This is a genomic window from Pseudomonas haemolytica (assembly GCF_009659625.1).
Lineage (GTDB): Bacteria > Pseudomonadota > Gammaproteobacteria > Pseudomonadales > Pseudomonadaceae > Aquipseudomonas > Aquipseudomonas haemolytica.
In genome coordinates this window covers 1,083,904-1,108,225 of the sequence record NZ_VOIW01000001.1, presented here as the reverse complement: position 1 = coordinate 1,108,225, position 24,322 = coordinate 1,083,904, and the positions used below count along the sequence as shown (strand labels likewise).

General features: G+C 58.5%; 22 protein-coding genes. 12 read left to right on the top strand and 10 right to left on the bottom strand.

Features of this window, described 5'->3' with window-relative positions; translation table 11 throughout:
• Positions 1-12 precede the first annotated feature (12 nt).
• Positions 13-1,755 carry a Gldg family protein gene (locus FRT59_RS05190; protein ID WP_153870574.1) on the top strand — a complete coding sequence of 581 codons (1,743 nt, stop codon included), beginning with the start codon at positions 13-15 and terminating at the stop codon, positions 1,753-1,755.
• Positions 1,756-1,759: 4 nt separating this feature from the next.
• On the opposite strand, the gene FRT59_RS05185 is transcribed toward FRT59_RS05190, so the two are convergent.
• From FRT59_RS05185 to FRT59_RS05175, 3 genes are all read right to left on the bottom strand, one after another.
• Complete coding sequence (locus FRT59_RS05185) at positions 1,760-2,068, bottom strand: hypothetical protein (RefSeq protein WP_034118951.1); 309 nt, start codon at positions 2,066-2,068, stop codon at positions 1,760-1,762.
• A gap of 260 nt (positions 2,069-2,328) precedes the next feature.
• Positions 2,329-2,763, bottom strand: a complete 435-nt coding sequence (locus FRT59_RS05180) for a DoxX family protein (protein ID WP_034118838.1) — start codon at positions 2,761-2,763, stop codon at positions 2,329-2,331.
• 103 nt (positions 2,764-2,866) lie between these two features.
• Positions 2,867-4,288 (bottom strand): MltF family protein, encoded by a 1,422-nt coding sequence (locus tag FRT59_RS05175; RefSeq protein ID WP_153870573.1) that lies wholly within the window; start codon positions 4,286-4,288, stop codon positions 2,867-2,869.
• Positions 4,289-4,524: 236 nt separating this feature from the next.
• On the opposite strand from FRT59_RS05175, the gene FRT59_RS05170 reads away from it, so the two are divergent.
• The 10 genes from FRT59_RS05170 to FRT59_RS05125 all read left to right on the top strand — a co-directional run bounded on the left by FRT59_RS05170 (position 4,525) and on the right by FRT59_RS05125 (position 14,828).
• Positions 4,525-5,331: a TatD family hydrolase gene (locus FRT59_RS05170; protein WP_034118836.1), complete on the top strand. Its 807-nt coding sequence runs from the start codon at positions 4,525-4,527 to the stop codon at positions 5,329-5,331.
• 96 nt (positions 5,332-5,427) lie between these two features.
• On the top strand, positions 5,428-6,909 hold the full coding sequence (locus FRT59_RS05165) for a methyl-accepting chemotaxis protein (RefSeq protein WP_153870572.1): 1,482 nt from the start codon (positions 5,428-5,430) through the stop codon (positions 6,907-6,909).
• A 198-nt stretch (positions 6,910-7,107) separates the two neighbouring features.
• Positions 7,108-11,802: an RHS repeat-associated core domain-containing protein gene (locus tag FRT59_RS05160; RefSeq protein WP_153870571.1), complete on the top strand. Its 4,695-nt coding sequence runs from the start codon at positions 7,108-7,110 to the stop codon at positions 11,800-11,802.
• Positions 11,802-12,434, top strand: a complete 633-nt coding sequence (locus tag FRT59_RS27140; RefSeq protein ID WP_153870570.1) for a hypothetical protein — start codon at positions 11,802-11,804, stop codon at positions 12,432-12,434. The genes FRT59_RS05160 and FRT59_RS27140 overlap by 1 nt, the downstream gene beginning before the upstream one ends.
• Positions 12,435-12,481: 47 nt before the next feature.
• Entirely contained in the window at positions 12,482-12,673 is a 192-nt protein-coding gene (locus tag FRT59_RS27475; protein WP_153870569.1) for an HNH/endonuclease VII fold putative polymorphic toxin, read from the top strand.
• Between the two features lie 42 nt (positions 12,674-12,715).
• On the top strand, positions 12,716-13,123 hold the full coding sequence (locus tag FRT59_RS05145; RefSeq protein ID WP_153870568.1) for an Imm50 family immunity protein: 408 nt from the start codon (positions 12,716-12,718) through the stop codon (positions 13,121-13,123).
• Between the two features lie 151 nt (positions 13,124-13,274).
• Positions 13,275-13,700 (top strand): Imm50 family immunity protein, encoded by a 426-nt coding sequence (locus FRT59_RS05140; protein ID WP_153870567.1) that lies wholly within the window; start codon positions 13,275-13,277, stop codon positions 13,698-13,700.
• Complete coding sequence (locus FRT59_RS27415; RefSeq protein ID WP_332875329.1) at positions 13,654-13,950, top strand: HNH/endonuclease VII fold putative polymorphic toxin; 297 nt, start codon at positions 13,654-13,656, stop codon at positions 13,948-13,950. The genes FRT59_RS05140 and FRT59_RS27415 overlap by 47 nt, the downstream gene beginning before the upstream one ends.
• Entirely contained in the window at positions 13,947-14,351 is a 405-nt protein-coding gene (locus tag FRT59_RS05130) for an Imm50 family immunity protein (RefSeq protein ID WP_153870566.1), read from the top strand. Before FRT59_RS27415 ends, FRT59_RS05130 begins: the two co-directional genes overlap by 4 nt.
• A 114-nt stretch (positions 14,352-14,465) precedes the next feature.
• The gene (locus FRT59_RS05125) at positions 14,466-14,828 is read left to right on the top strand and encodes an Mpo1-like protein (RefSeq protein ID WP_043047418.1); all 363 of its coding nucleotides are present in this window, start codon (positions 14,466-14,468) and stop codon (positions 14,826-14,828) included.
• 3 nt (positions 14,829-14,831) lie between these two features.
• On the opposite strand, the gene FRT59_RS05120 is transcribed toward FRT59_RS05125, so the two are convergent.
• The 3 genes from FRT59_RS05120 to FRT59_RS05110 form a co-directional block, all read right to left on the bottom strand.
• Positions 14,832-15,629, bottom strand: coding sequence for an acyl-CoA thioesterase (locus FRT59_RS05120; RefSeq protein WP_153870565.1), 798 nt, complete (start codon positions 15,627-15,629; stop codon positions 14,832-14,834).
• Between the two features lie 90 nt (positions 15,630-15,719).
• Positions 15,720-16,481: a CHAD domain-containing protein gene (locus tag FRT59_RS05115; protein WP_034118773.1), complete on the bottom strand. Its 762-nt coding sequence runs from the start codon at positions 16,479-16,481 to the stop codon at positions 15,720-15,722.
• A gap of 44 nt (positions 16,482-16,525) precedes the next feature.
• Positions 16,526-16,804, bottom strand: a complete 279-nt coding sequence (locus FRT59_RS05110) for a hypothetical protein (RefSeq protein ID WP_012722962.1) — start codon at positions 16,802-16,804, stop codon at positions 16,526-16,528.
• Positions 16,805-17,020: 216 nt separating this feature from the next.
• On the opposite strand from FRT59_RS05110, the gene FRT59_RS05105 reads away from it, so the two are divergent.
• Entirely contained in the window at positions 17,021-18,058 is a 1,038-nt protein-coding gene (locus FRT59_RS05105; RefSeq protein ID WP_043047421.1) for a patatin-like phospholipase family protein, read from the top strand.
• 138 nt (positions 18,059-18,196) lie between these two features.
• On the opposite strand, the gene FRT59_RS05100 is transcribed toward FRT59_RS05105, so the two are convergent.
• The 4 genes from FRT59_RS05100 to kdpB form a co-directional block, all read right to left on the bottom strand.
• A complete protein-coding gene (locus tag FRT59_RS05100) occupies positions 18,197-18,886 on the bottom strand; it encodes a response regulator (RefSeq protein ID WP_124411827.1) in 690 nt (229 codons plus the stop codon).
• Between the two features lie 46 nt (positions 18,887-18,932).
• A complete protein-coding gene (locus tag FRT59_RS05095; RefSeq protein WP_153870564.1) occupies positions 18,933-21,584 on the bottom strand; it encodes a sensor histidine kinase in 2,652 nt (883 codons plus the stop codon).
• Positions 21,585-21,665: 81 nt separating this feature from the next.
• On the bottom strand, positions 21,666-22,211 hold the full coding sequence (kdpC, locus tag FRT59_RS05090; protein WP_153837786.1) for a potassium-transporting ATPase subunit KdpC: 546 nt from the start codon (positions 22,209-22,211) through the stop codon (positions 21,666-21,668).
• A 40-nt stretch (positions 22,212-22,251) separates the two neighbouring features.
• Positions 22,252-24,315, bottom strand: a complete 2,064-nt coding sequence (gene kdpB / locus FRT59_RS05085) for a potassium-transporting ATPase subunit KdpB (protein WP_153870563.1) — start codon at positions 24,313-24,315, stop codon at positions 22,252-22,254.
• Positions 24,316-24,322 lie beyond the last annotated feature (7 nt).

The following is a 24,322-nucleotide window of genomic DNA, read 5'->3' as shown; positions in this document are numbered from 1 at the left end:
GGAAAGCCACTGATGGGATCCGCTATTCGCGCGGGTATGACATTGATTGTCATATCACTACTGTTCCTGGCCTTCAATCTAGTCTGGGTACCTAAACTACCCAATATACGCTGGGACTTTTCACAAGAAAAAATCCACACCTTATCGCCAGCGGCGCGGCAACTGCTCACAACACTTGAAAGCCCACTGGACCTGTATTACTTCAACGCGCTCAATGCCCCTCAAAAAAACCAGGTTTTGAAACGTTATGGCCGACGCGTGGAAGACTTGCTCAAGACGTTCGAAAAAGCTGCCAACGGCATGATCAATCTACATATTATCGACCCCACTCCGTTTTCCGAAGACGCGTACAAAGCCGGCCTGTTTGGTCTTGATGGAGCACAAGGGTTCCTTGGCCTTATCGGTACGCGTGCCGGCCACGGCACCCAACGCATCGAAGTATTCAGCCCCGAGCATGAGTCGCTTCTTGAATATGAAATCAGCCACCTTATCCATAAATTAATGCACCCTGAACGCCCCACCATCGGCCTGTTGTCGGGGTTGCCGTTAGATCAACCTGCCGGCGAGTTGTTGGAACAGATGCGCGAACAATTCAATGTGGTGGAGCTGGCATCGGACATCGTTCAAGTGCCTCCATCGATAAGTACCTTGATGGTCGTACAGCCACGCGCCCTACCCCAGCGGGCGCTGTACGCCATCGATCAATCGGTATTGAGAGGCACCAAGCTGATGATCTTTATCGACCCCGTGAGCGAGATAGGAGCGGACGCCGTATCGGCTAACACCCTGCTGGAGGGGCTGCTGACCGCTTGGGGCATACAAATGCCTGCGGACAAGCTGTTGGTCGATAACCTCTATGCCTTATCAGCCACGCCAGGCCCCGGAATGCCGACGGTACTGCACCCGGCCAGGCTAGAACTGCCACGACAGGCAATGACCGCGACGGATATCAGCGCCTGGAGACTGGGTGCCGTAACCGTATCAAGCAGCGGTGCGCTCTCCTTGACCACAAAGAACCGTATGCGATTCACCCCCCTGCTACAGAGCTCCCGGCAGTCCGCGCTGTTGGACGCAAAGCGCTTTGCGTCTGCTACCTCGTTTGATTCACTTATCGATGAAACCGTTACTTCAGGGCAGCACCATGTGATCGCCGCGCGCCTTGAGGGGCCCGCCTATTCGGCGTTCCCCGACGGGCTCAAGGGCCAACCGCCGAGCCTGCAAAGGACTGAGCAGATCCAGATGGTGGTCGTGGCCGACACCGACTTGCTCGCGGACGCTGTCAGCAACGCCCGTCCCAACAGCAACGTGCAGTTTGTATTGAATACATTGGATAACCTGGCGGCGCCCGAGGCACTCAGGCGTATTCGACCCCGTGTCGTGACCCAACCACTGCACAGGCTCGATCTCATGCGCGACGCCGCTGCCCAAACTTATCGCAAAAGTTCGGGTGAGCTGGAACGACGACTCGAGCATTCAGAGAAAGCCTGGGAAAGGTTGAATCCACCGCATGCAAGCCTCGTCACGCAGGTTGTGGATACCAATACCCACTTGCAGGCACTCAACAAGGAGCGCCTGCAACTGCCCATCGAGTTGCATGCACTCAAGACCGAGGCATACGCGTCGTTGCACCGCTTCGAACAAACGCTGAAATGGCTGCTGGTCACAGCGATGCCGCTACTGTCAGGCCTGATCGCCTTGTTCCTGTTTCTGTATCAACGTCGACGTCGGGCCTTTGCAATCGCAGCCGTCCACTGAATCCTCAGCGACGAGCAATCAGCCCTTGCCGGGCAATGCGTGTCAATTGGCGGATTACCTCATTGGCTTCGTCAGCACTGGGCGCCTGGATGACTGCAAGGTCGAAACTGTTCGTGGCAAAACGCGCAAGGGAGTCGCCGTCTTCAACAAACTGGATCAGGAAGGCCGAAGGCCGACCGGAGCGTCGTGGCCAGCCGTCCAGGTAACGCAGCAATGTCGGCTGGTGCTTACCGCCCAGCAGGATTTTCGGATTGCGTTGTGTCAGGTCCGCGGTGATCGGGGCCAGGCGTATGAGGGGGCGTAGTGCATTCATCATCTCGTGTCTCTGCCTCAAAAGTCTGCGGGCAGGTGAGAGGCAACACCGAACCAGCGCTTTAGCGGTATTTCGAAGTGTTCCCTGCAGGAGGGAGCGTCTTCTGTCGGGGCTGCATCGAGTCCCAGTGGCGCCCCGCAATTAGCTGTTTAAATCGGCGCATGAGCAGCATCCTAGAGAAGCCGGTGGGGCAGTGTCAAGAATCCCGAGCAACGAAAAGGCCCGCACATGCGGGCCTTTTTGCGCAGCTTGCGAAACGATCAGTGAGCGATCGCGCGGTCGACAGACAGTTTACCGGCGCCTTCCAGCAACACCGCCAGCGCCCCGCCGAGCAAGGCCAGTGCGAACTCATAACCGTTGTTGGCCATGAACAAACCGTTGTGGATGTGCACCGAGAAGATCGCTACCAGCGTCAGGAAGGTCAGGCCCAGCGCCGCAGGGCGAGCGAGTAAACCGATGATCAGGGCCAGGCCGGCGAAAAACTCGGTACCGCCGGACAGCACCGCCATCAGGGTGCCCGGCGCCAGGCCAATGCTTTCCATCCATTGTGCGGTACCCGCCAGGCCGCCACCGCCAAACCAGCCAAAGAGCTTTTGCGAGCCGTGGGCGGCGAATATGATGCCGACAAAAATGCGCAGAATTGTCAGGCCGTAGCCAGCGCGGGTGGACAGAACGCGTGTGATCATTGGGCTCATGTCGTAAATCCTTTTCCAGGTAGGGGTTGGTTGGCCGCTATATTAATCAGTTTAAACAATAACAAAAGCCGAAATAATGCCTTATTAATATCGATAAAATCGATTATTTGCGAGAGGCGATTTTCGGCGCTGGCGGTTCCAGGGACTCTCGCTCCCGATCGAACGCCAAGTAATACTTGTTGACGCTATTAACATAGCTGACACCGCCCATCCCTACCTGCTCCATGGCGATACGTTCAACCTGGAAGAACCACTGATTAGGGTTGAGCCCGCGGCGCTTGGCTTCGGTACGCATACCCTGCACCCGCTCCGGCCCCATGTTGTAAGCCGCCAGCACAAAGGCCATGCGCTCGCGCTCGTTGAGCTTGGGGCTGGAGAAAAATTTACGCCGGATCATCGCCAGGTAACGCGCGCCAGCTTGCACGTTAGTGTCGAGACTCTCGATATTGTTGACCCCCACCCGCTGCGCCGCCGAAGGCGTGATCTGCATGAGGCCGGTCGGGCCGCCGCTATTGCGAGCACCAGGGTCCAGGGAAGACTCCTTGAACGCCAATGCAGCCAGGTTCAACCAGTCCATGCCTTGCTCACGCGCATGTTTTTGCAGGACGGGGCGCAGTTTTTCCAGGCGCTGGCGGTCGGCGCGCGCCAGCGGGTTGCGCACCTGGTAGAGGCGTCGATAGATACGCTGGAATGCCACATCCTGATCGGAAGGGGTTCGATAGGTCTTGAGGAATCGATCGATGCTGGCCCTGAGCATCGACGCATCCTGACGCACAAACCAGAACTCGTCGCCCGGCTCGCTGATCACGACCTGTTTGTCAAAGCGCAACTTGGGCAGGATTTTCGACCAGCGTTCGGCAATCGGTTTTTCCACGATGGTCAGGTGAAAGATGCCGGCCTGGACCATCTCCAAGACGTCTTCCACCGCCAGGCTCGGGTCCACCCATTCGACTTTCACTGGCGGGCGCTTGTGCAGCGCCAGTTTCTGATTGACCTGACTGATGGCATCCGCCGCCGCACTGCCAGTGGTCAGGGTCAGGGTGCGACCAGACAGTTGCTCCAGCTTGGTAAACCGTCTCTCCCCCTTCACACCGACCAACCACAGCGGCACATCGCTGACAATCGGGTCGCTGGTACTGATCTTGTGCGCAGCCTTCACATCCAGCAACTCACCAGGCGCCACCAGGTCGCCTTCGCCACGGGCCAACGCGCCGAGCAGTTGGTCCTTGGCCTTGGGGATGATCTTGAGGTTGATTTCCTGCCCATCGCGGGCATGGCCATTGAGGTATTGCTCGAAGGCGCGCAACCGATGGTATTCGACACCGATGGCCTGACCCTGCACTTCACCGGAGCTGTTGCGGCTCTGGTTGACCAACACCCGCAGGGTACGACTGGAACGAATTTGCGCCAGGTCACGCACCTTGCCGGGCTTGGTCACTTCCAGCGGCCCGTCCAGACGTGCGACCGCCTCCATGGGCAGCAGCAACGTCAAGCACAACACAAACAACGCCGAGAATCGGATCATCCGCTCTCCGGAAAGAAAACTGGCCAGCGCCTTCGCGAATAACGGAGTGCTGGAGGTCAGAAACAGAGCGCTTCATGCGCTGGCAAGGCACGCAATGGCGGCACGGTGACGAGCAACAGGCTAATCACAATGTCGCTTGCGACGTTCAAAGACAGCGATAACGCGTTGTAGTTCTTGGTTTTTCTTATAAATCTACAGCTCTGATATGCTTTCCGGCCGCAGGCGGAGATAGCACCATGCAACTCATTGATATCGGCGTCAACCTGACCAACCCCAGTTTCGACGAGAGGCACCAGGCCGTTCTCGAGCGTGCCTACGCCGCTGGCGTGCAGCAATTGGTGCTCACGGGTACCAGCGTCGAGGGCAGCGAACAGGCGTTGGAGCTATGCGTAAAACTCGATGAAAGCGGCCAGCGCTTGTTCAGTACCGCCGGCATCCACCCTCACTCCGCCAGCGACTGGAATGGCGACAGCGCCCAACGCTTACGCGGCTTGCTCGGTGAAAGCCGAGTGCGCGCCGTGGGTGAATGCGGGCTGGATTTCAACCGGGACTTTTCCCCTCGTCCACAGCAGGAAAAGGTTCTCGAAGAACACCTGGCCCTGGCCGTCGAGCTGAAACTGCCGGTGTTTCTTCACGAACGCGACGCCAACCAGCGCCTGCTGGATATCCTCAAGAGCTACCGCGACCACCTGCCAGCCGCCGTGGTGCACTGCTTTACCGGCGAACAAGCGGCGCTGTTCAGCTACCTGGACCTCGACTTGCACATTGGCATTACCGGCTGGATCTGCGACGAGCGCCGTGGGACACACCTGCATCCACTGGTCAGGGAAATTCCCCGGGGCCGTCTGATGCTGGAAAGCGACGCCCCCTACCTGCTGCCACGCACCCTGCGCCCCAAGCCAAAGAACGGCCGTAATGAACCGGCGTACTTGCCGCAGGTGCTGCGCGAGGTTGCCCTGCACCGCAACGAAACCATGGAAGACTTGGCAGCCCATAGCACCGCCTGCGCCCGTCGCTTTTTCGGCTTGCCTGCCGTGGCGTGATGCGGCGCATTGACCCATGTCAAAACCCCTTTCCTGAGTAGCGGCACAATAATGGCACCTTGCCAATACTGTTTCCGCTATCAGAGAAAACCTTCCATGGGTGCCTGGCTTAGCAATATCTCGCTCAAGTACAAATTCTGGGCCGTCAATGCGGTCGCCTTCATTACCACCCTGTTGCTGGTGCTGTACGCCGTACAGCTCGAACAACAGGCGCGCAGCCATGCGTCCCAGGCCTCAGCCCAGGCCCAGGGGCGACTGCTCAACGCGTGGCCAGCCGACAAAGCCCTTCCCGCTGGCGAGCATTGGCTCGCCTATGCCCAAGGGCAAATCCCACAACTTGCCGACCTGGATCTTTCAGCCTTGAGCACTGCCAGCGGTTGGGTCGAAATCAATCACATGCCATTGTTCGGCGAAAACCCACTGATGGGCGCCGAGGTGATCAGCCGCGCCGACGGTCAACACGTCGCCGTACTGGCCTACGCGCCAAGCCTGAGCCAAGTGTTCAGTGAACGCTTCGTCAACTACGCCGTCGCCGTGGCTGTTCTGATGCTGGCCATGCTCGGCGCCTCGCAGTTGTTGATCCGCTTCCTGCTCAGCCAACTCAACACCCTCAAGGACGTGATGCTGCACGTTGAGAAAACCGGCGACCTGTCGGCGCGCGTGCCCTTGGCCTGCAAGGATGAAGTCGGCCAGATGGCCAGCGCCTTCAATGCCATGCAAGCCGGCTACCAGCGGGTGGTCAATACCGTGGCACGCACCGCCCGGCAACTGGATGACGGTGCCGCACGCCTGGCCAGCAGCATGAACGAGGTTCAGCACGGCATGCTCGGCCAGCAAAGCGAAACCGACCAGGCCGCCACTGCCATCAACGAGATGACCGCCACCGTCTACCATATCGCCCAGCACGCCGGCGCCACCCGCGACTTGTCCCAGACCGCCGACACCCTCGCCGGCAGCGGCCAGGAAGTGGTAACCCGGGTACAGCGCTCGATCGCCGGGCTGTCCACCGGCGTGCAACAGACCGCCGAAATGATCCAGAAACTCGCCGAAGACAGCCAGAAAATCAACGGCGTGGTCGGGGTGATCCACAGCATCGCCGAACAGACCAACCTGCTCGCCCTCAACGCCGCCATCGAAGCCGCCCGCGCCGGGGAAATGGGCCGAGGTTTTGCCGTGGTCGCCGACGAAGTACGCAACCTGGCCAAGCGGGTACAAAGCTCCACCGACGAAATCACCCGCATGGTCTCGGCGCTGCAAGCCGGCACCCGCGACGCAGTGGACTTCATGCAGGAAAGCTCGTTCAAGGCCGATGACTGCGTGCAACAGGCCCAGGAAGCTGGCGCCGCACTGGCTGAAATCACCGGTGCCGTGGCGCAGATGCGCGAGAGCAACACCCAGATCGCCGTGGCCGCCGAACAGCAAAGCCATGTCGCCGAAGAGATGAACCGGGCCGTGGTGAGCATTCGCGACGTGACCGAAAACACGGTGCAGCAGACCGTGGCGTCGGCGACCACCAGCAATGAACTGGCGACGTTAGCCGGGGAGTTGAGCAAGGCGATTGGGCAACTGAAGCTGTAAGACCAATCAGCCTGTAATCCAACTCCTACGTTTACCCCTCTGTTTATCCGAAGCTTTAGCGAAACCTCCTAGCCTTCTCAGCGGATAACGCCGGCTTCTTTTACCCGCCAACCTCTCCAAAGTCTCTCGCCTGATCATTCAGTGCGAGGGACCGCCGATGTACTTCTCTGTCAATACCTTGCCCCCAGGGGCCGACGTTTGATCCCGGTCATTGGCAAGTTCGTCCTGACCCCGATGAACGCCAAAACGCCGGATGTTGAAAGCGTTTTTCGAGACTTGCGCGATTGCCTGAATACGTTTGACCAATGGGCCGAGAGCTTCTGGAGCTTTTCTGCGCTGGAAGTCGAGCAGGTATTCAAGGTAGGGGATGAGGTGGCGCTGGTTGCGCCTATTTCTTCCACCACTCCAAGTCGCACCACCGCCATGTGCAAGGCCCAGGGCTCGTTGACCCTGGTGCATCTGTTCGAAAGTACGCAGTTCGTACCGATTGGCAACACACCGGTGATGTTGCAAGCCATTGCCCAGGATGGCAGCCCAGTGGGCGCTCCAATCCACCGGACCATCGGCCCCAGCGGGATTCTTGAAGTCAACGACTGTAGCCGCAACCAGCAATACCAAATCACCTTTTACCCCAACGTCTCCAAGGATCACGTCAAGGCACTACATGCCTCCTACGAGTCAGTGATTGACGGGTTGGAAGCTGATCTGCGCAAACAATGGGACGAGCGTTTCGAGCCTCAATGGGCAGACTTTGCCAAAGCGCCAGCCTACAAACGCAGTGGCATGCAAGGCATTGCCTTTGCAGCCGGGGTTGGCAAGGCCTTCTACAACCTGTGGGACAACATCACCGAGCTGTATGACCTGCTCGCGAATCTCAGATCCAACAGCGAAAAGCTGCTGAAGTACATCTCCCCGGCTGAACTGGATGCGCTGCTCAAGCTGGGCAAAGACGCGATTGCTAAAGGCCTGCTGATACTCAGTGATGAGCCGCTGTTGTTTATCTACCTGTCGGCGGTGGTTGGCTGGATACGCATGCTGCCGCCGCCAGAGATGTATGAGTTGCTGGGTGAGATAACCGGCGAAGTCTTGATCAACTTGTTGCTGATCTGGGCGACCCGGGGAATGGGCGTGCAGGTTCGTCTGGGCACGCAGGTGCTGGGGCATATCAAGTCCGGACGCGCGCGGGCCTTGCTGGAATTGCTGGCCAAGCAGCTTGTAGGGCCGGGGTTGGGGCCGCATGTGGAGGCGGCCAAGCCGTTGTTGTTGGGGAGTGCGGCGACGCCGGTCAAGGCAGTATCGGTTGCGCCGTTGAAGGCTGGGGAAAATCTGGTTGCCAACTCGGTGCCAGCGGTTCGTAACAAGACTCGGCAGACGGTGCTGGCCCGGCAGGAACCTGTGGATGATGTGCCTGCCGTGGCTTCGAATCCGAAGGGAGATGCTGCGGCCCCAGCGAATAAAACGGCCACCAATGGCTGCCCGGTGTCGATGGTCACCGGCGAGGAATTGCTGACCCTCACCGATGGTTCGCTGGACGGGATTTTGCCGTTTGAGTGGACGCGGTTGTATCGCACCAGTGCGGTGGAACTGGATCGTGGGTTGGGGTTTGGGTGGAGTCATTCGCTGGCGCACAGGCTGGTTGTTTCTGGCGACTCGGTGGTGTGGACCGACCACGAGAATCGCTGTACTCAGTTTCCCTTGCCCACTGACTCTCGACCCGCGATCACCAATAGCCTGGCGGAAGCGGCGATCTACTTGGGCTCGGCTCCTGATGAGTTAGTGCTGGCCCAGGCGTCGCGGTTCTATCACTTTCGCGACGGTGTGCTGGTCTCGATCAGCGATGCGTATGACAACCGCCTGCGCATTTGCCGTGATCATTCAGGGCGGATTGAGCGGCTGGATAACGGCGTCGGTCGCTCGCTTTTGTTGCGCTATGAACTGGATCGCATCGTCGCGGTGGACTACCAGGTTCATCGCGCAAAAGGGCGTGAGCCCTACGTCTGGGTGACCGAGCAGAACGTTGTTTCCTACGCCTATGACGAAGATGGACGACTGGTTTGCGCGACCAATGCCGTCGGTGAGAGCGAGGGTTATCGGTACGACGATCAGCACGTCATTGTTGAGCGACAGTTGGCCGGTGGGGCGAGTTTCTTTTGGGCGTGGGAAGGCTCCGGCAAGGCGGCTCGCTGTGTCCGGCATTGGGCGAGTTTTTCGCAGATGGACACGCGCTATGCCTGGGGCGATGACGGCCGCGTCACCGTGCATAACGCCGACGGCAGCCAGGAAGTGTATGTCCATGACGACCGGGCGCGGCTGGTGCAGCGGATTGATCCGGACGGCGCCCAGCACTTCAAATCCTACGATGAAAAAGGCCGGCTAACCGTCGAGCAAGACCCGCTGGGGGCGGTGACGGCGTATCAGTACGACGAAGCTGGGCGCTTGGTGGCGTTGTTTCCGGGGGATGATGAGCCGACGTCCTACGAGCATGACAACGGCTTCGTACGGGTTGTACGGCGTGGCGAGGCGGTCTGGAAATACGAGCGTAATGATCAGGGCGATGTCACCCGCAAGATTGACCCGGATGGCAACGCGACCGACTACAGCTACAACAAACATGGGCAACTGACCGGGGTTTGGTACCCGGATCACAGTTGTCATCGGTTAGTGTGGAATGAGCGTGGACAGCTCGTTGAAGAACAACTGCCCAATGGCGGGGTTAAGCGCTATCGCTATGACGACCTTGGACGGCAGATTGCCCGTGAGGATGAACATGGCGCGCTGACCCAGTATCAATGGGACAGCGTTGGTCGATTGATTCGTCTCGTCTTGCCAGGCGGTGCTTTCCGGGAATTCAGCTACAACCCCTACGGAAAAATCATCGCCGAACGCGACGAACTCGGCCACGTCACCCGCTACGAATACGCCGATGGTCTGCACCTGATCAGCCGCCGCATCAACGCCGACGGCACCCAGGTCAAGTACCGCTACGACAATGTTCGGTTACTGCTGACCGAGATCGAAAACGAAGTCGGCGAAACCTACCAACTCGACTACCACCCCAACAGCCTGATCCAGCAGGAAACCGGCTTCGACGGTCAGCGCACCGCGTATGCCTACGACCTCAACGGCAACCTGCAGGAAAAGACCGAATACGGCGACGACGGCAGCCAGCTACTCACCTGCTACGAGCGAGACCACGCCGGACGCCTCGTACGAAAAACCCTGCCCGATAACAGCGTTGTCGACTATGCCTACGACCGCCAAGGCAATCTCCTCAACGTCGAGGATGGCCACTGGGCGTTAGCCTACGAGTACGACCGTCAAAACCGTCTCACCGCCGAACACCAAGGCTGGGGCACCTTGCGCTACGGCTACGACGCCTGCGGCCAACTGAAAAACCTGCGCCTGCCGGACAACAACCGCCTCACCTTCAACCATGACAAAGGCGGCCAACTCGCCACCGTCGAACTCAACGGTGAAGAGCTCACCTCGCATCTATTCCACAGCGGTCGCGAACATCAGCGCCAGCAAGGCCAACTCCTCAGCCACTACCACTACGACGACCAGAACCGCCTGCACGCCCACGCGGTTACCCAACAGCAAAACCACCTCTATCAACGCCAATACGACTACGACAAAAGCGGCAACCTCACCCGCCTGCTCGACACCCGTAAAGGCCAGCACGACTACCGTTACGACCCGCTCGCCCGCCTGACCCGTGCTAATCATTCGCAGGACGTGCAGGAACGCTTCGGCCACAACCCGGCGGGCAACCTGCTCATGCAAGATCGCCCCGGCCCGGACATCGTTGCCGCTAACCGCCTGGTGATCCAAGGCGACCGCCATTACGACTATGACGCCTTCGGCAACCTCAGCCGCGAACGGCGCGGCAAGGGCCATCAACTCGTCACTGAATACCGCTACGACTGCCTGCATCGGTTAATCAGCATCACAAAGCCGAACGGCGAAACCGCCAGTTACCGCTATGACCCGTTTGGGCGGCGCATCAGCAAGACCGTAGATGACAAAACCACGGAATTTTTCTGGCAAGGCGACAAACTGATTGCCGAACACCATGCGGACTGTCATCGCAGCTACATCTACGAGCCGAACAGCTTCCGCCCATTGGCACTGCTGGAAGGCTATGGCCCAAAGGGCACCACGCCCTACCACTACCAACTCGACCACCTCGGCACACCGCAAGAACTCACCACTCCCGAAGGCGAAATCGTCTGGTCCGCCCACTACCGCGCCTACGGCCAGATTGCCCGGCTCGACGTAGGCAAAATCGACAATCCGCTGCGTTTCCAGGGGCAGTATTTCGACCAAGAAAGCGGGCTGCACTACAACCGCCATCGCTACTACAATCCGGATATTGGTCGTTACCTGACGCCGGACCCGGTGAAGTTGGCAGGTGGGATCAACGGGTACCGGTATGTGCCCAATCCCACGGGGTGGGTGGATCCGCTGGGGTTGAACTCGTGTCCTGGCAGGGATGGCTGCAAACCAACTCATAATGTCGATGATTCGACAAAACACGCGAAAGCTAACAACGGCGAGCCAACGCTGCCCGCACCAGCCTCAACGCCAGAGAGAACGGTTCGGGTTAGGCACTACACAAACAGGAAAGGATCGAAAGGAATTGAAAAAGATGGCGTGATATTGGCTCAAGATAACAATAGAGTGTATCTCGAGCCTGCGAAAAACAAGATACTTAGTCCTGTCGATGCCCAAGACAAATACCAAATCGAAAAAAGCAAGGGCCGAGACTACATTGAGATGGATGTACCTGAATCAAGATTAGAATGGGTGAAAAACCCTAGGTATAACGTCATGGAGCTAACCGTAAGAGGGAATTTAGAAATAAACAACCCTAAGTTCACGAGAAGAAAGTAATGCTAGAGAAAAATAAAGAAATAGTACTTGCAGGCGAAGAAGCGCTTGAAGCATTGAAAGAAATTGAATTCGTATTGATATCCCTTCACAAAATTGGCAGCTTTTATGCTGACAAACCTGGCGCGGTGGAAGAGTATAGAAGAACAACCACTGACTTCATCGACAACTGCGAGGTCACAAAACGTCTTGCAAGAGTTCGCACGATAATTTCTCATCATTTTGACGACTCTATCGGCGACGATGATATGGATGACATGGAAAGATATTTCCTAGACTTGAAATTCTGGAAGCCAGCATCAACAGAAAGAAATCATTACAACGCAGAAAACTTCTCTTTCTCAGATGGAGTCATCGATCAACTAACCGCTAAACGAGATGAGCTATTAATGGTCTTTACGGACCAGCAAGAACAACTTTTCCTGATTACCTTCCACAGATTAATTGCCTTTCACGGATTAAGCCCAGCGGGTAGTGAAGTATGCGATATGCATGAGGAAAAAGCCTCTACTCTTTCACAGAAGAACGTGTGTATTGACCCAAATGAAAAAGTTACAACTTACTTTTTCAAGTCTGGCAGTGGTGAGACTGTTCTTGCAGTCGTTGCAAGCGGTTACAGCGTTGAACGCATATGACAACAGTGGGTACTTTTAAGAAATGATTAGTAAGGCACCCCTAGTCTTTGAGCCAAATCCGGCAACGACCGGAATTACCCGACAGATCTATTGACACAAAAATTTATCAATTTACGAGATCAAACGGTTCAAACATTTTTATCCAAGACTACTCAGCAGGCCATAAATTTTGGAAAGCAGATGGCATTGTGGATCACTCATCACGCTTCAACTTAAGACCCATTAAAAAGCCTCGATAAGGTTATCTTGAAGACGCAAAAAATATCTATTCAGGAAATAATATGAAGCACTGGAACGAATTAGATGGAAGCATATTCCTTAGCAAAATCTTCAGCTATCCTGTCGAAATTGGAAAGATAGCGCTTTTTTCTTTTACGATAGAAAATGACCAACCTAGTATTTCCATGGATTTCGACATACCCGAATTCCCAGACAATTTACCTGAAAAATGGAAAAGCACAGAGTACAACATGTGCAGAACTGGTATCACTTGCAATGATATTAAAGACCTAAAAATCTTAAATCTCCCTGTACATGAGGTGTTCACGGTACAAATCAATAGAGAAAATGACTACTTCACATTCGAAGCCATCAGCGACAGCGCCTCCATCAAATTCAATACAAAATTCATTTCAATTACCGAACCCACTGTTTACATCAATGGACCGGACGACTACTACTTCAAATAATACAAAAACATGATTACGACTCGCAGAGACAGATCCATGCGTGCCATACCAACAATCCACCTTGAAAAAGAAATACAGTTTTAATACATCCGCCCCCTTACATCGGTAAGGCACCAAGAATAAAAGACCATTATGTATTCAAGGATAAAAAATGAAAAACTGGAATGATCTGGATGGCTCTATCTTTTTCAACAAAATATTCAGTCAGCCTATTGAAATCGGGAAAGCTTACATTCATTCACTGGGAATAGAAAATGACCAACCCTCTTTTGGAATAGGTTTTGACATACCAGATTTCCCTGATGTGCTGCCTGAAAAATGGAAGAACAAAGGATATAACACGTGCAGAATTGCACTGAGCTGTTCCGAAATTAGCAACTTAAAAATAGTAAATCTCCCGCGCAGGGATATTTTCAGAATAAATATAAAGCGAGAAAATGGGTACTTCTTTCTCAGCGCAAATTCAAAAAACGCTTCTATGGAACTCAAAGCCAAGTGGCTTTCCATGAAGGGGCCGACAGTTTATATAAATAGCCCCGAACCAGGAGACCATAACTGGGCAGACAATACTCTATAAAAATCAAAAACGTGATTTACGCAACCGTTTCTATGAATGCTATAGCGAGTTCCTCACGAGCAAGTACGAGTTCACTCGCGAGAACAGTCAGAGAGTTGTTATCCAAGAGCACAGCGCAGGACATAAATTTGGAGCGCCCGGAGGCATCGGAGATCAGGAAGCCCATTTTAATTTACGCCCAATTGGAAACACACGTCACGGGAAGCTAAAGGATGCAAAAGACCACTATAATTTTCGAGGTGAAAAATGAAATTTTGGAATGACTTCGACAGAAGCATTTTTTTCAATAAAGTTTTCTCCATGCCGATCCCAATTGGGGAGATAGTTTTATTTTCTATCGATATAGACAACCACAGGTCTCATATAACCCTGGCATTTGACATACCTGAGATCCCAGATAAACCACCCGAAAAGTGGACCTCAGAAGGGTTCAACACTTGCCGTATTGGCCTTAGCTGTGGTGAGCTAAGTGATGTAATTATAAAAAACATCCCCACTCTCAATAGTTTGCATATGACTGTACAAAAACAAGATGATTTTTTTCTCGCCAGAGCTGAGTCAGCAGACTCGTTGATCGAATTTAAAACCAAATATCCGTCCTTGTGCGGGCCCTCTGTCTACATTAACGATCCTGACTCTGCCTGCTGTTAAACAAGCGTTACAAAAGCGGGGCTATGAGCCCCATAGCCAGGCCCAATTCGCCACCCTGCTCACCTCAACCTAAACTCTGTCCAAGTCATTTCAACGGACAGAGGATTCACCACCATGGGCAAACGTCACCCCAATCTCCCCGCCTGGCAATGGCGTCACTACCCACAAAACCATCAGCACCCGACCAACCTGGCGTTGCACCTGATTGCCGTGCCGCTGTTTATCGTCGGCTTCCTGCTGATCGTTTCGGGAGTGTTCAGCCTGAGCCTGGCCAGCTTCGCCGTCGGCGTGGTTGGTATCGTGGCAGGCCTGGCGTTGCAGCGTCACGGCCATAGCCTGGAAGCCCAGGCCAGTGAGCCGTTCAGTGACCGTAAAGATGCGGTGCAACGCCTGGTGGTCGAGCAGTTCGTGACCTTCCCGCGCTTTGTGTTGAGCGGTGGCTGGTGGCGCGCCTGGCGCCAGCGTCACCGGCACTGAGGCTCAGGCGAACACCACCACGGTCTGGCGGCTGAGGGCAATCAACTCGCCGGTCGGGCTCCACAGCGCAGCAGCCGCATGGCCGTAGCCATCGCGGGCGTGCTCGATGTTGACGTGGTACTGGCACCAGTCGAGGGTGGTCAGGTCTTGCAGCGGCTGGATGAACTCGATAGTCCACGTCAACGTGCTGCCCGGTGCGGGCTTTTTCAGGTGTGGCAGCAAGGCCGGCGGCCAGGCGTCGACCAATGCGAGGATATGCGCCTCGGTGAGCGGCTCTTCTTTCACATCTCCGCGCAACCGCACCCAGCCACCCATGTCGCGGGATTTATTGCCGGTAAACGGCAGGCCGCCGACGCTCCAGCGCATCGCCAGATGGCGCATGAATTCGGGGGTGACGCCCTTGATATAGGGCAGTTCCTGGCACTCATCCCAATGTTTGAACAGCGGCGGCGGTTCGCTCGCCACGTCAGTTTCCGATGATCGAGGCGCGCCGAAGCTGGCCTGGACCAGCGTCGCCACTTCGCCGTTCTGTACCACGCGACCGAGCAACTGGCTGACTGCCTTGCCTTCGCGCAACACTTCGACTTGATAACTGGCGGGCACATCCGGCGCTACCGGGCCGACAAAGGTGATGGCCAGGGAGCGCAGGGGGCGATCCGCCGACACTTGGGCGCGCAAGGCCTCGTATTGCAGGGCGGCGACCAGGCCACCAAAGGTGGCACGGCCCTGAGCCCATTCGGCGGGGATGGTGACATCCAGCGGGTTGCTACGGGCAGCGTCGAGCAAATCACTAAAGCGCATGGCGACCTCACATCAAGAAAATCGATGGGGGGATCTTAACCATCGAGCTAAGCAGGCACAGCGCCTATTCCGGCCAAAAGCCGGACCGGGTTAAAAACAATCGGCGCTGAGTTTGTCCAGCACACGGTCGGCCTGGCCTTGCGCCTTGAGCATGGTGCGATGCCATACCGCTACGCAAGGTTGCAGGTCCGGCTGGTGCCCGGCCTGGGCCAACCATTGCCAACAGTCATGCCAGTCACCCAGGGCACTCTGGGCTTTCTTCAATCGCGACATCGCGTTGGGGGGCAACTTGTCCAGCTCGGGGTAAGCCTCGGCGGCATAGCGCACCCGCTTGATCAGCAAGCGCAGTCGGTGGCGATCATGATCAGGATCCTTCAAAGCGTCGTCGAGTTTCTGCCATTGCTTGGCCAGGCGCTTCTCGATGCGCGGGCGCAGGCCCTTGAGCAACTTCTGGTGCTGGGCCGCGCGGATAAACCGTGGGAAGGCATCCAGGATCAGCAACAAGTGCGCCAGCTCCGGGCTTTGCGCCACTTGGCGGTAAGCCTCGGGCTGCAGGCGCAGGCGCCGACCAGCCGCGTCGTGATAACCGTGCTGATGCAAATACGCCGCCAGGACCTCTCGGTCACGCAGCGGCGTGGTCAGTTGGCCGACCGTGCTGGCAGCCAACTCAAGTTGCTCGACACCGGGCAGCCCGCGCAGAGGGCGCAACAGGCTGCGCAGGCGACGCACGGTGGTGCGCAAATCATGCAGCGCTTCATCGTCAGTGACGGCGGCGAGGCGAGCCTGGCAGCTCAGTAACCCTACTTCCAGGCCTATGACCTGAGCGACTAACTGATTGACCAACGCTGACATCCTGCCCTCACTCTCCGATGAATAATCCTACTCGCCGCTACAGGTCAACGCCCGGCGCGAGACTCACGAATATAGAACCGCGCCTTCTCGGCTTTGTTGGAGCAGCCTTCAAACGCTTCGAATTGCTGCTGGGTCTTGGCGCCGGTCAACAATGACAATGCCTTGGAGTAACTCACGGTACCAGCGAAGCCTTCAGCCTTGGCCAGATCGAGTTCTTTCCAGGCGGCATCCAGTTGCGAACCGCAGCTGTCGCGGTAGGCAGTTTTGCCGGCACAGCCGGCCAAGGCCAGCACGATCACAGGCACACACATCCAGGCTTTCATCGATGACACCTCAAAATAAGCAAAATCATTCGTAGCCTGTAGACGTTGCCTACAGGAAAAAGTGCCTTGTCCTTAGCCTGAAATCGGTAGTACCTATTGCCAGAGCATACCCGAGCGCAAACGTTATCCTCGAAAAATAACGCAGGCCCAGCCGAAGATTGAAGCTGGCCCCCTGATGGGTGCATTGTGGGCACCTGTTTTGCGAAGGATCTGGTCATGAAGAAACGTGTTGCCTTAGTGCTGGGCTCCGGGGGAGCCAGGGGCTATGCCCATATCGGGGTGATCGAAGAAATCGAACGACGCGGCTATGACATTGCTTGTATCGCCGGCTGTTCCATGGGCGCCGTGGTGGGTGGTATCTACGCCGCCGGCAAGCTTGACGAGTACCGCAACTGGATCGAAAGCCTGGACTACCTCGACGTGCTGCGCCTGGTGGATGTGAGTTTTCGCCTCGGGGCCATTCGCGGTGAAAAGGTCTTCGGGCAAATCCGCAAGATCGTCGGCGAGATCAATATCGAAGAACTGCGCATCCCCTACACCGCCGTCGCCACCGACCTCACCAACCAGCAGGAAATCTGGTTCCAGGAAGGCTGCCTGCACCAGGCCATGCGCGCTTCGGCGGCGATCCCCAGCCTGTTCACCCCGGTAATGCAAGGCAACCGCATGCTGGTGGACGGTGGCCTGCTCAACCCGTTACCCATCGTGCCGGTGGTGTCGAGCCATTGCGACTTGATCATCGCGGTCAACCTCAATGCCACCAACCAGAAGCACTACCAGTTGCCGGTGATCCCACGCCCGCCGGCGTTCAAGAGCCGGTTCAACAGCCTGGCCAAGTCACTGGGCTCGCACTTGCCGTTTCGCCGCAAGCAGGCCGAGCAGTTGATGAAGCTCGAGCAGGAAGCCTTGCAGGCCCAGGCAGCGGAGATCAACCCGTGGCTGGAATCGGCCGAACCCGAATCCCAGCAACCTGCCGCCGCGCCGGAGAAAGCCGGCGCACCAAAGTCGGCGACTGGCTCGTTCATCATTGATAACGTCGGGCCTGCGTCGCTGCTGGACTTGATCAACCAGAGTTTCGAGGTGATGCAGACGTCATTGGCGCAGTACAAGATCGCCGGGTACCCGCCCGATATCCTGATCAACGTGCCGAAGCGGGTGTGCCGGTTTTTCGAGTTTTACAAGGCGCCGGAGTTGATCGCGTTGGGGCGGGAGATTGCCAGGGATACGCTGGATCGGTATGAGAGTGAGCAGGCCTGAAATTCTGGGTGTTGTTGATGGCCTCATCGGGAGCAAGCCCCCTCCCACATTTTGATCTGTGAATACATTCAAAGTGTGGGAGGGGCGGTGCGACGATTCGACTTGCTCCCGATGAGGCCAGTTCAGACAACGGTGAGCTCAAGCATTCAGCAACCGATACCCCACCCCCGCCTCGGTCACGATAAACCGCGGCTGGGTCGGGTCATCCGCCAGCTTCTGGCGCAGATGGCCCACCACGATACGCAGGTAGTGACTGTCCTCGGTATGGGTAGGCCCCCAGATGTCCTTGAGCAACTGCTGTTGGGTAATCACCCGCCCGGGATGGCGGGCCAGTTGCGCCAGCACCGCGTACTCCTTGCGGGTCAGCGCCACTTCGGCACCGTCCAGCAGCACGCGGCGATAGGCCAGGTCCACCGTCAGCGGGCCGAAACTCAAAGCCGCTTCCTGGGCCTCTCCTGCCGGAGCCTGACGCAACAGCGCACGCACACGGGCGAGAAATTCCTGGATGCCGAAGGGCTTGGTCACATAGTCATTGGCGCCGCCGTCGAGGGCCTCGACCTTCTGACCTTCGCTGGCTCGCACCGACAGCACCAGCACCGGCACCGTCGACCACTCGCGAAACTCGCGCAGCACTTGCTGGCCGTCCATGTCGGGCAAGCCCAGGTCGAGCACCAGCAAGTCCGGTTTGCTCAGGGCTGCCTGGGCCAGGCCTTCGTTGCCGGTGCCGGCCTCGATCACCTTATAGCCCTGGGAGGCCAGGCTGATCCGCAGGAATTTGCGGATCTGCGGTTCGTCATCAATGACTAGAATCGTCGCGGTCTGGCTCATGGTGTCCGTCAAAATCCATTAAGAAATCACCCCATTCAGGAGCCGTTCAAAGGTCAGTGTCTAAGCCAGGTTGAGATTGTAGCGGCAGAAACAACGTGATGCAGGTACCCCGCCCGTCAATGCCATCAGCCACGCTGATATGCCCGCCATGCGCGCCGACCATGCCCTGGCAGATCGCCAACCCGAGGCCGGTGCCCTGCCCGCCCCGGTCTCCGCGGGCAGCGGTGTAGAACATGTCGAAGATCTTCGCGCGTTCATCTTCGGGAATCCCCGGCCCCTCATCGGCCACGGCAAAAAACAGCTGGTTGTCCGCCACGCCCGCACTTAACTGCAAGCGGCCCTGGGGCGGTGAAAAGCGTGCGGCGTTTTCCAGCACATTGACCAATGCCTGTTCGATCAACGCTGCATGCACATACAACAATGGCAGTTCCGACGGCACCTCGGTACTCACGTGCAAGGGCGCCAGCACCGCGCGCAAACGCCCCAGGGCACTGCCGACGATATCGCCTGGCGACACCCAATCGCGCGCCAGTTTCAGCGCGCCGTGGCCCAGGCGCGTCATGTCCAGCAGATTCTGGATATAACGGTCCAGGCGCTCGGCTTCATCGCGGGTGCCTTCGAGCAATTCACGGCGATCCTCCAAGGGGATGGCTTCACCGAGGGCCAGCAGGCTGTCGATGCTGCCGCGCATGGAGGTCAACGGCGTGCGCAGATCATGGGACACCGAAGCGAGCAAAGCGCTGCGCAGTTGTTCGGTTTCACCATGCAGGCGCGCCGACTCCAACTCCTGCCCCAGCTGTGCTCGCGCCAAGGCCTGCGCCAGCGGCTGGCTCAAGGCGATGAGCAAGCGTCGACGCTGCCCGCTCAACTCCAGGCCCGGTTTGGCGCTGACACCGAGCAAGCCCAACGGCCCCTCCTCACCCGACAGCGGCCACCACCACCAACGCCCAAACGGCAAGGTGCCGGTGCCCATGCCCGCAGGCTGATCATGCTGCCAGGCCCAATCGGCGGCAGCGCGCTCGGCTTCAGTGAGCGTCAACGGGCCACCGGTCTCGACCTTCCAGCCACCCTGGGCGTCGCGATTGACCAGGCACAGGTCGAGGTCGCTCCAGCCTTGCAGGTGATGAGCCGCAGCACTGATCACCGCCTGGCGATCGGTGGCGGCGGTGAGCTTGCGCGACAGGTCGAGCAGCTCGCTGGTTTCTTCCTGGGTATCGCGCAATGCCTGCAACTGGCGGCGCTGGCGTGCGGCGAGGTTGCCGGTCAACGCCGCCATCAGCAGAAAGAACAGCAGGGTCAGCACATCCTCTTCGCGCTGGATGGCGAAGGAAAAATTCGGCGGAATAAACAGAAAATCGTAGGTCATGAACGACAGCGCCGCGCACACCAGCGACGGCCCCAGGCTGCTGCGCACCGCCACCAGCAGCACGGCGGCGAGAAACACCAGCGAGATATTCGGCAGCGGCAAGACGCTGGACACGGCCCAGGCCACAGCCGCAGCGACCACGGTGGCGACCACGGCCAAGGCGTAATCGAACCACACCAAACCGCGCACATCCGGCAGGCGCGGCGGCGCGGGCATGTCATCGCTGTCGAGGACGTTGATTTCCAGGCCTCGGGCATTGCGCAACAGGCGTGCCGCCAAGCCGCCACCGAACAAGCGCCGCCGCCAGCGCATGCGTGACTGCCCCACCAGCAACAAGCTGGCGCGGCGTTCGGCGGCATGCTGGATCAGCGTCTTGGCCACTTCCCCCGCGCGCAGCAACACCACTTCCCCGCCCAGCCGCTCTGCCAGTTGCTGGGCGTTTTGCAGACGCAGCCGCGATTGCTCATCCCGCACACCGCCGTTATCGACATGCACCAGGCTCCAGGGCAAATGCCGACGCTGGGCCACGCGGCTGGCATGGCGCACCAGGCGTTCGGCGTGTGCATCGCCATCCACGCCCACCAGCAAACGCCCGCGTACCGCTGGCGCGGCCTGGCCGAGTTGGCGGTAGCCCTGGGCCAGGTCGTCGTCGACGTGGGCCGCGGCGGTTTGCATGGCCAGCTCGCGCAGGGCCATGAGGTTGGTCTGGGTAAAAAATGCATCGATGGCCGCACGCGCCTGCTCCGGCACATACACCTTGCCGTCACGCAGGCGCTCCAGCAACTCGCGGGATGGCAGGTCGATCAGCAGCAGTTCGTCAGCCTCTTGCAGCACCCAGTCCGGCAGGGTTTCGCGCACTTGCACGCCAGTGATGCCGCGCACCTGGTCATTGAGGCTTTCCAGGTGCTGGACGTTGACCGTGGTGAACACGTTGATGCCGGCGGCGAGCAATTCCTGGATGTCTTGCCAGCGCTTTTCATGACGGCTGCCGGGAGCATTGCTGTGGGCCAGTTCGTCCACCAGCACCAGCTTGGGCTTGGCGGCGAGCAGGCCGTCGAGGTCCATTTCTTCGAGCATTACGCCACGGTATTCGCTGCGCAACAGCGGTTGTTGCGGCAGGCCGCTGAGCAAGGCTTCGGTCTCGGCGCGGCCATGGGTTTCCACCACCCCGGCGATCAGGCGTACACCTTGGCGCAGTTGGGTGTGAGCCGCCTGGAGCATGGCGTAGGTCTTGCCCACGCCCGGCGCGGCGCCGAGGAAAACTTTGAGCCGGCCACGGCCATCCCGGGGCAGATCGGCTAACAGGGCATCGGCGCGGCCGGAGTCGCTCATGCTCGGGGGTTCCTTCAGGCAGGTATTTTCAGGTCAATGAAGATCAACTGTGGGAGGGAGCAAGCCCCCTCTCACTAGGGGTCAGAGTTTTTCCAGGGCCATGTTGAGGGCCAGGACGTTTACTACTGGCGGCCCCACCAACGGGCTTTCGATGTGCTCATCCAACAACCGCTGCAAGGTCGATACCGGCACATTCCGCGCCGCCGCTACCCGCGCCAGTTGATAGGCAATCGCCGATGGTGGCAAGTGTGGATCAAGACCGCTGCCAGAGGTAGTCAGCGAGGCCAGTGGCACCGGCCCCTGGCCAGACACCAGTTGCTTGCTGGCATCCTCGAATATGCGGGTCGCCAAGGCCGGATTGCTTGGGCCCAGGTTACTGGCACTGCTGGAAACCGTCGCAAACGCCCCGGCTGACGGGCGAGGGTGGAACCAGCTGTCGCCAGTAAAATCCTGAGCAATCAGGCTCGAGCCGCGCACCTTGCCGCTGGCGTCGTGCACCAGGCTGCCATTAGCCTGGTCGGGAAAGGCGACTTGCGCCACGCCGGTGACTACCAGTGGGTAGGCCACGCCGGTGATCAGGGTCATGAGGACCAGCAGGCTCAGGGCCGGGCGGATCATATTAGTCATCGTCAAATCCTCAATAAATCAGCAAACCAATGTCGCCCGTTCAAACCAGGTGCAGCGCCGTCAGCAGCATGTCGATGGCCTTGATGCCCACGAACGGCACCAAAAGCCCGCCCAGGCCGTAGATCAGCAGGTTGCGCCGCAACAACGCCGCCGCACTCGCCGCCTGTACACGTACACCGCGTAATGCCAGGGGAATCAGCACGACGATGATCAGGGCGTTGAACACGATAGCCGACAGGATTGCGCTCTGCGGGCTCTGCAAGTGCATGACGTTGAGCACGCCCAATTGTGGGTAGATCGAGGCAAACAGCGCCGGCAGGATCGCGAAGTACTTGGCCACATCGTTGGCGATGGAGAAAGTCGTCAGCGCACCACGGGTCACCAGCAATTCCTTACCGATCTGCACCACGTCCAGCAGCTTGGTCGGGTCGCTGTCGAGGTCGACCATGTTGGCGGCTTCGCGAGCGGCCTGGGTACCGTCGTTCATCGCCATGCCGACGTCGGCCTGAGCCAGTGCCGGGGCGTCGTTGGCGCCGTCGCCGCACATGGCAACCAGGCGACCATCGTTCTGCTCATGGCGGATACGTGCGAGTTTCTTCTCCGGGGTGGCTTCGGCCAACACGTCGTCCACACCCGCTTCAGCGGCAATGGCGGCGGCGGTCAACGGGTTGTCGCCAGTGACCATCACAGTGCGGATCCCCAGCTTGCGCAGCTCGGCAAAACGCTCGCGGATGCCGGGCTTGACCACGTCCTTGAGATGGATCGCACCGAGCAATTTGCCATCGGCACACACCAGCAAGGGAGTGCCACCGCTTTGGGCGATCTTGTCGATTTCCCGCGACAGTGCAGGTAACAGGTCGCTGCGTTGTTGACCGATAAACGCCAGCAGCGAATCCACGGCGCCTTTGCGGAACACGCGGCCCTGGTAGTCGACACCGGACAAGCGGGTTTCGGCACTGAAGGGTACCGCGGTCAACTCGTCCAGGCTCGGCTCGGCCTGCGGATGCAGGGCGCGCAGGTATTCGACGATGGACTTGCCTTCCGCCGTGTCATCCGCCAGGGACGCCAGCAGCGCGCCTTCGGCCAACTCCCGGCCAGTGACGCCAGGCGCGGCGACCACGGCCGAGCAGCGACGGTTACCGAAGGTGATGGTGCCGGTCTTGTCCAGCAGCAACACATGCACGTCCCCCGCCGCTTCCACGGCGCGACCGGACTTGGCGATCACGTTGAGGCGTACCAGGCGGTCCATGCCGGCAATACCGATGGCCGACAGCAAGCCGCCAATGGTGGTCGGAATCAGCGTTACCAGCAGTGCGACCAGGAACACCAGGGGCAGGCTGCCATTGGCGAAGTGGGCGAACGGCTGCAGGGTCACCACCACCAGCAGGAAGATCAGGGTGAGGCCGATCAGCAGGATATCCAGCGCGACTTCGTTGGGGGTTTTCTGGCGTTTGGCGCCTTCCACCAGGGCGATCATGCGGTCCAATGTGGACTCACCCGGGTTGGCGGTAATGCGGATCAGCAGCCAGTCCGATACCAGCCGCGTGTTGCCTGTGACGGCCGAGCGGTCACCGCCGGACTCGCGGATCACCGGGGCGGACTCGCCGGTAATCGCCGCTTCGTTGACCGCCGCGATACCTTCGACGACCTCACCGTCACCGGGGATCATTTCGCCGGCGGCGACACGCACCACATCGCCTTTGCGCAGGCTGGTGGCCGGCACCATCTTGAAGCTGCCATCAGCTTCTTGGCGACGTGCGCTCAAGCCTTCGCTGCCAGCCTTGAGGCTGTCGGCGCGGGCCTTGCCGCGGCCTTCGGCCAGGGCTTCGGCGAAGTTGGCGAACAGCACGGTGAACCACAGCCACACGGCGATTTGCACGGCGACAAAGGTCGGCACACTGGTGTCGGGTACAAAGCACAGCACGGTGGTGAGGATGGCGGTCAGTTCGACCACCAGCATCACGGGCGAGCGTTGCAGTTGGCGCGGATCCAGCTTGACGAAAGCCTGGACCAGCGCCGGGCGCCACAGAGCCGAGATAGCGGTTTTGGCAGGCTCCTGGGTTTTGACCGGGGCCGCGTTTTTTGCAGGCATATTCATGTTCATATCCCTT

Coding starts and splice junctions, on each gene's coding strand:
- FRT59_RS05170 (WP_034118836.1), top strand. CDS start 4,525: ATGCAACTCATTGATATCGGCGTCAACCTGACCAACCCCAGTTTCGAC.
- FRT59_RS27140 (WP_153870570.1), top strand. CDS start 11,802: ATGCTAGAGAAAAATAAAGAAATAGTACTTGCAGGCGAAGAAGCGCTT.
- FRT59_RS05175 (WP_153870573.1), bottom strand. CDS start 4,288: ATGATCCGATTCTCGGCGTTGTTTGTGTTGTGCTTGACGTTGCTGCTG.
- FRT59_RS05110 (WP_012722962.1), bottom strand. CDS start 16,804: ATGAAAGCCTGGATGTGTGTGCCTGTGATCGTGCTGGCCTTGGCCGGC.
- FRT59_RS05095 (WP_153870564.1), bottom strand. CDS start 21,584: ATGAGCGACTCCGGCCGCGCCGATGCCCTGTTAGCCGATCTGCCCCGG.
- FRT59_RS05100 (WP_124411827.1), bottom strand. CDS start 18,886: ATGAGCCAGACCGCGACGATTCTAGTCATTGATGACGAACCGCAGATC.
- FRT59_RS05125 (WP_043047418.1), top strand. CDS start 14,466: ATGGGCAAACGTCACCCCAATCTCCCCGCCTGGCAATGGCGTCACTAC.
- FRT59_RS05190 (WP_153870574.1), top strand. CDS start 13: ATGGGATCCGCTATTCGCGCGGGTATGACATTGATTGTCATATCACTA.
- FRT59_RS05120 (WP_153870565.1), bottom strand. CDS start 15,629: ATGCGCTTTAGTGATTTGCTCGACGCTGCCCGTAGCAACCCGCTGGAT.
- FRT59_RS05140 (WP_153870567.1), top strand. CDS start 13,275: ATGAAAAACTGGAATGATCTGGATGGCTCTATCTTTTTCAACAAAATA.
- FRT59_RS05105 (WP_043047421.1), top strand. CDS start 17,021: ATGAAGAAACGTGTTGCCTTAGTGCTGGGCTCCGGGGGAGCCAGGGGC.
- FRT59_RS05130 (WP_153870566.1), top strand. CDS start 13,947: ATGAAATTTTGGAATGACTTCGACAGAAGCATTTTTTTCAATAAAGTT.
- kdpB (WP_153870563.1), bottom strand. CDS start 24,315: ATGAACATGAATATGCCTGCAAAAAACGCGGCCCCGGTCAAAACCCAG.
- FRT59_RS05115 (WP_034118773.1), bottom strand. CDS start 16,481: ATGTCAGCGTTGGTCAATCAGTTAGTCGCTCAGGTCATAGGCCTGGAA.
- kdpC (WP_153837786.1), bottom strand. CDS start 22,211: ATGACTAATATGATCCGCCCGGCCCTGAGCCTGCTGGTCCTCATGACC.
- FRT59_RS05165 (WP_153870572.1), top strand. CDS start 5,428: ATGGGTGCCTGGCTTAGCAATATCTCGCTCAAGTACAAATTCTGGGCC.
- FRT59_RS05185 (WP_034118951.1), bottom strand. CDS start 2,068: ATGAATGCACTACGCCCCCTCATACGCCTGGCCCCGATCACCGCGGAC.
- FRT59_RS05145 (WP_153870568.1), top strand. CDS start 12,716: ATGAAGCACTGGAACGAATTAGATGGAAGCATATTCCTTAGCAAAATC.
- FRT59_RS05180 (WP_034118838.1), bottom strand. CDS start 2,763: ATGAGCCCAATGATCACACGCGTTCTGTCCACCCGCGCTGGCTACGGC.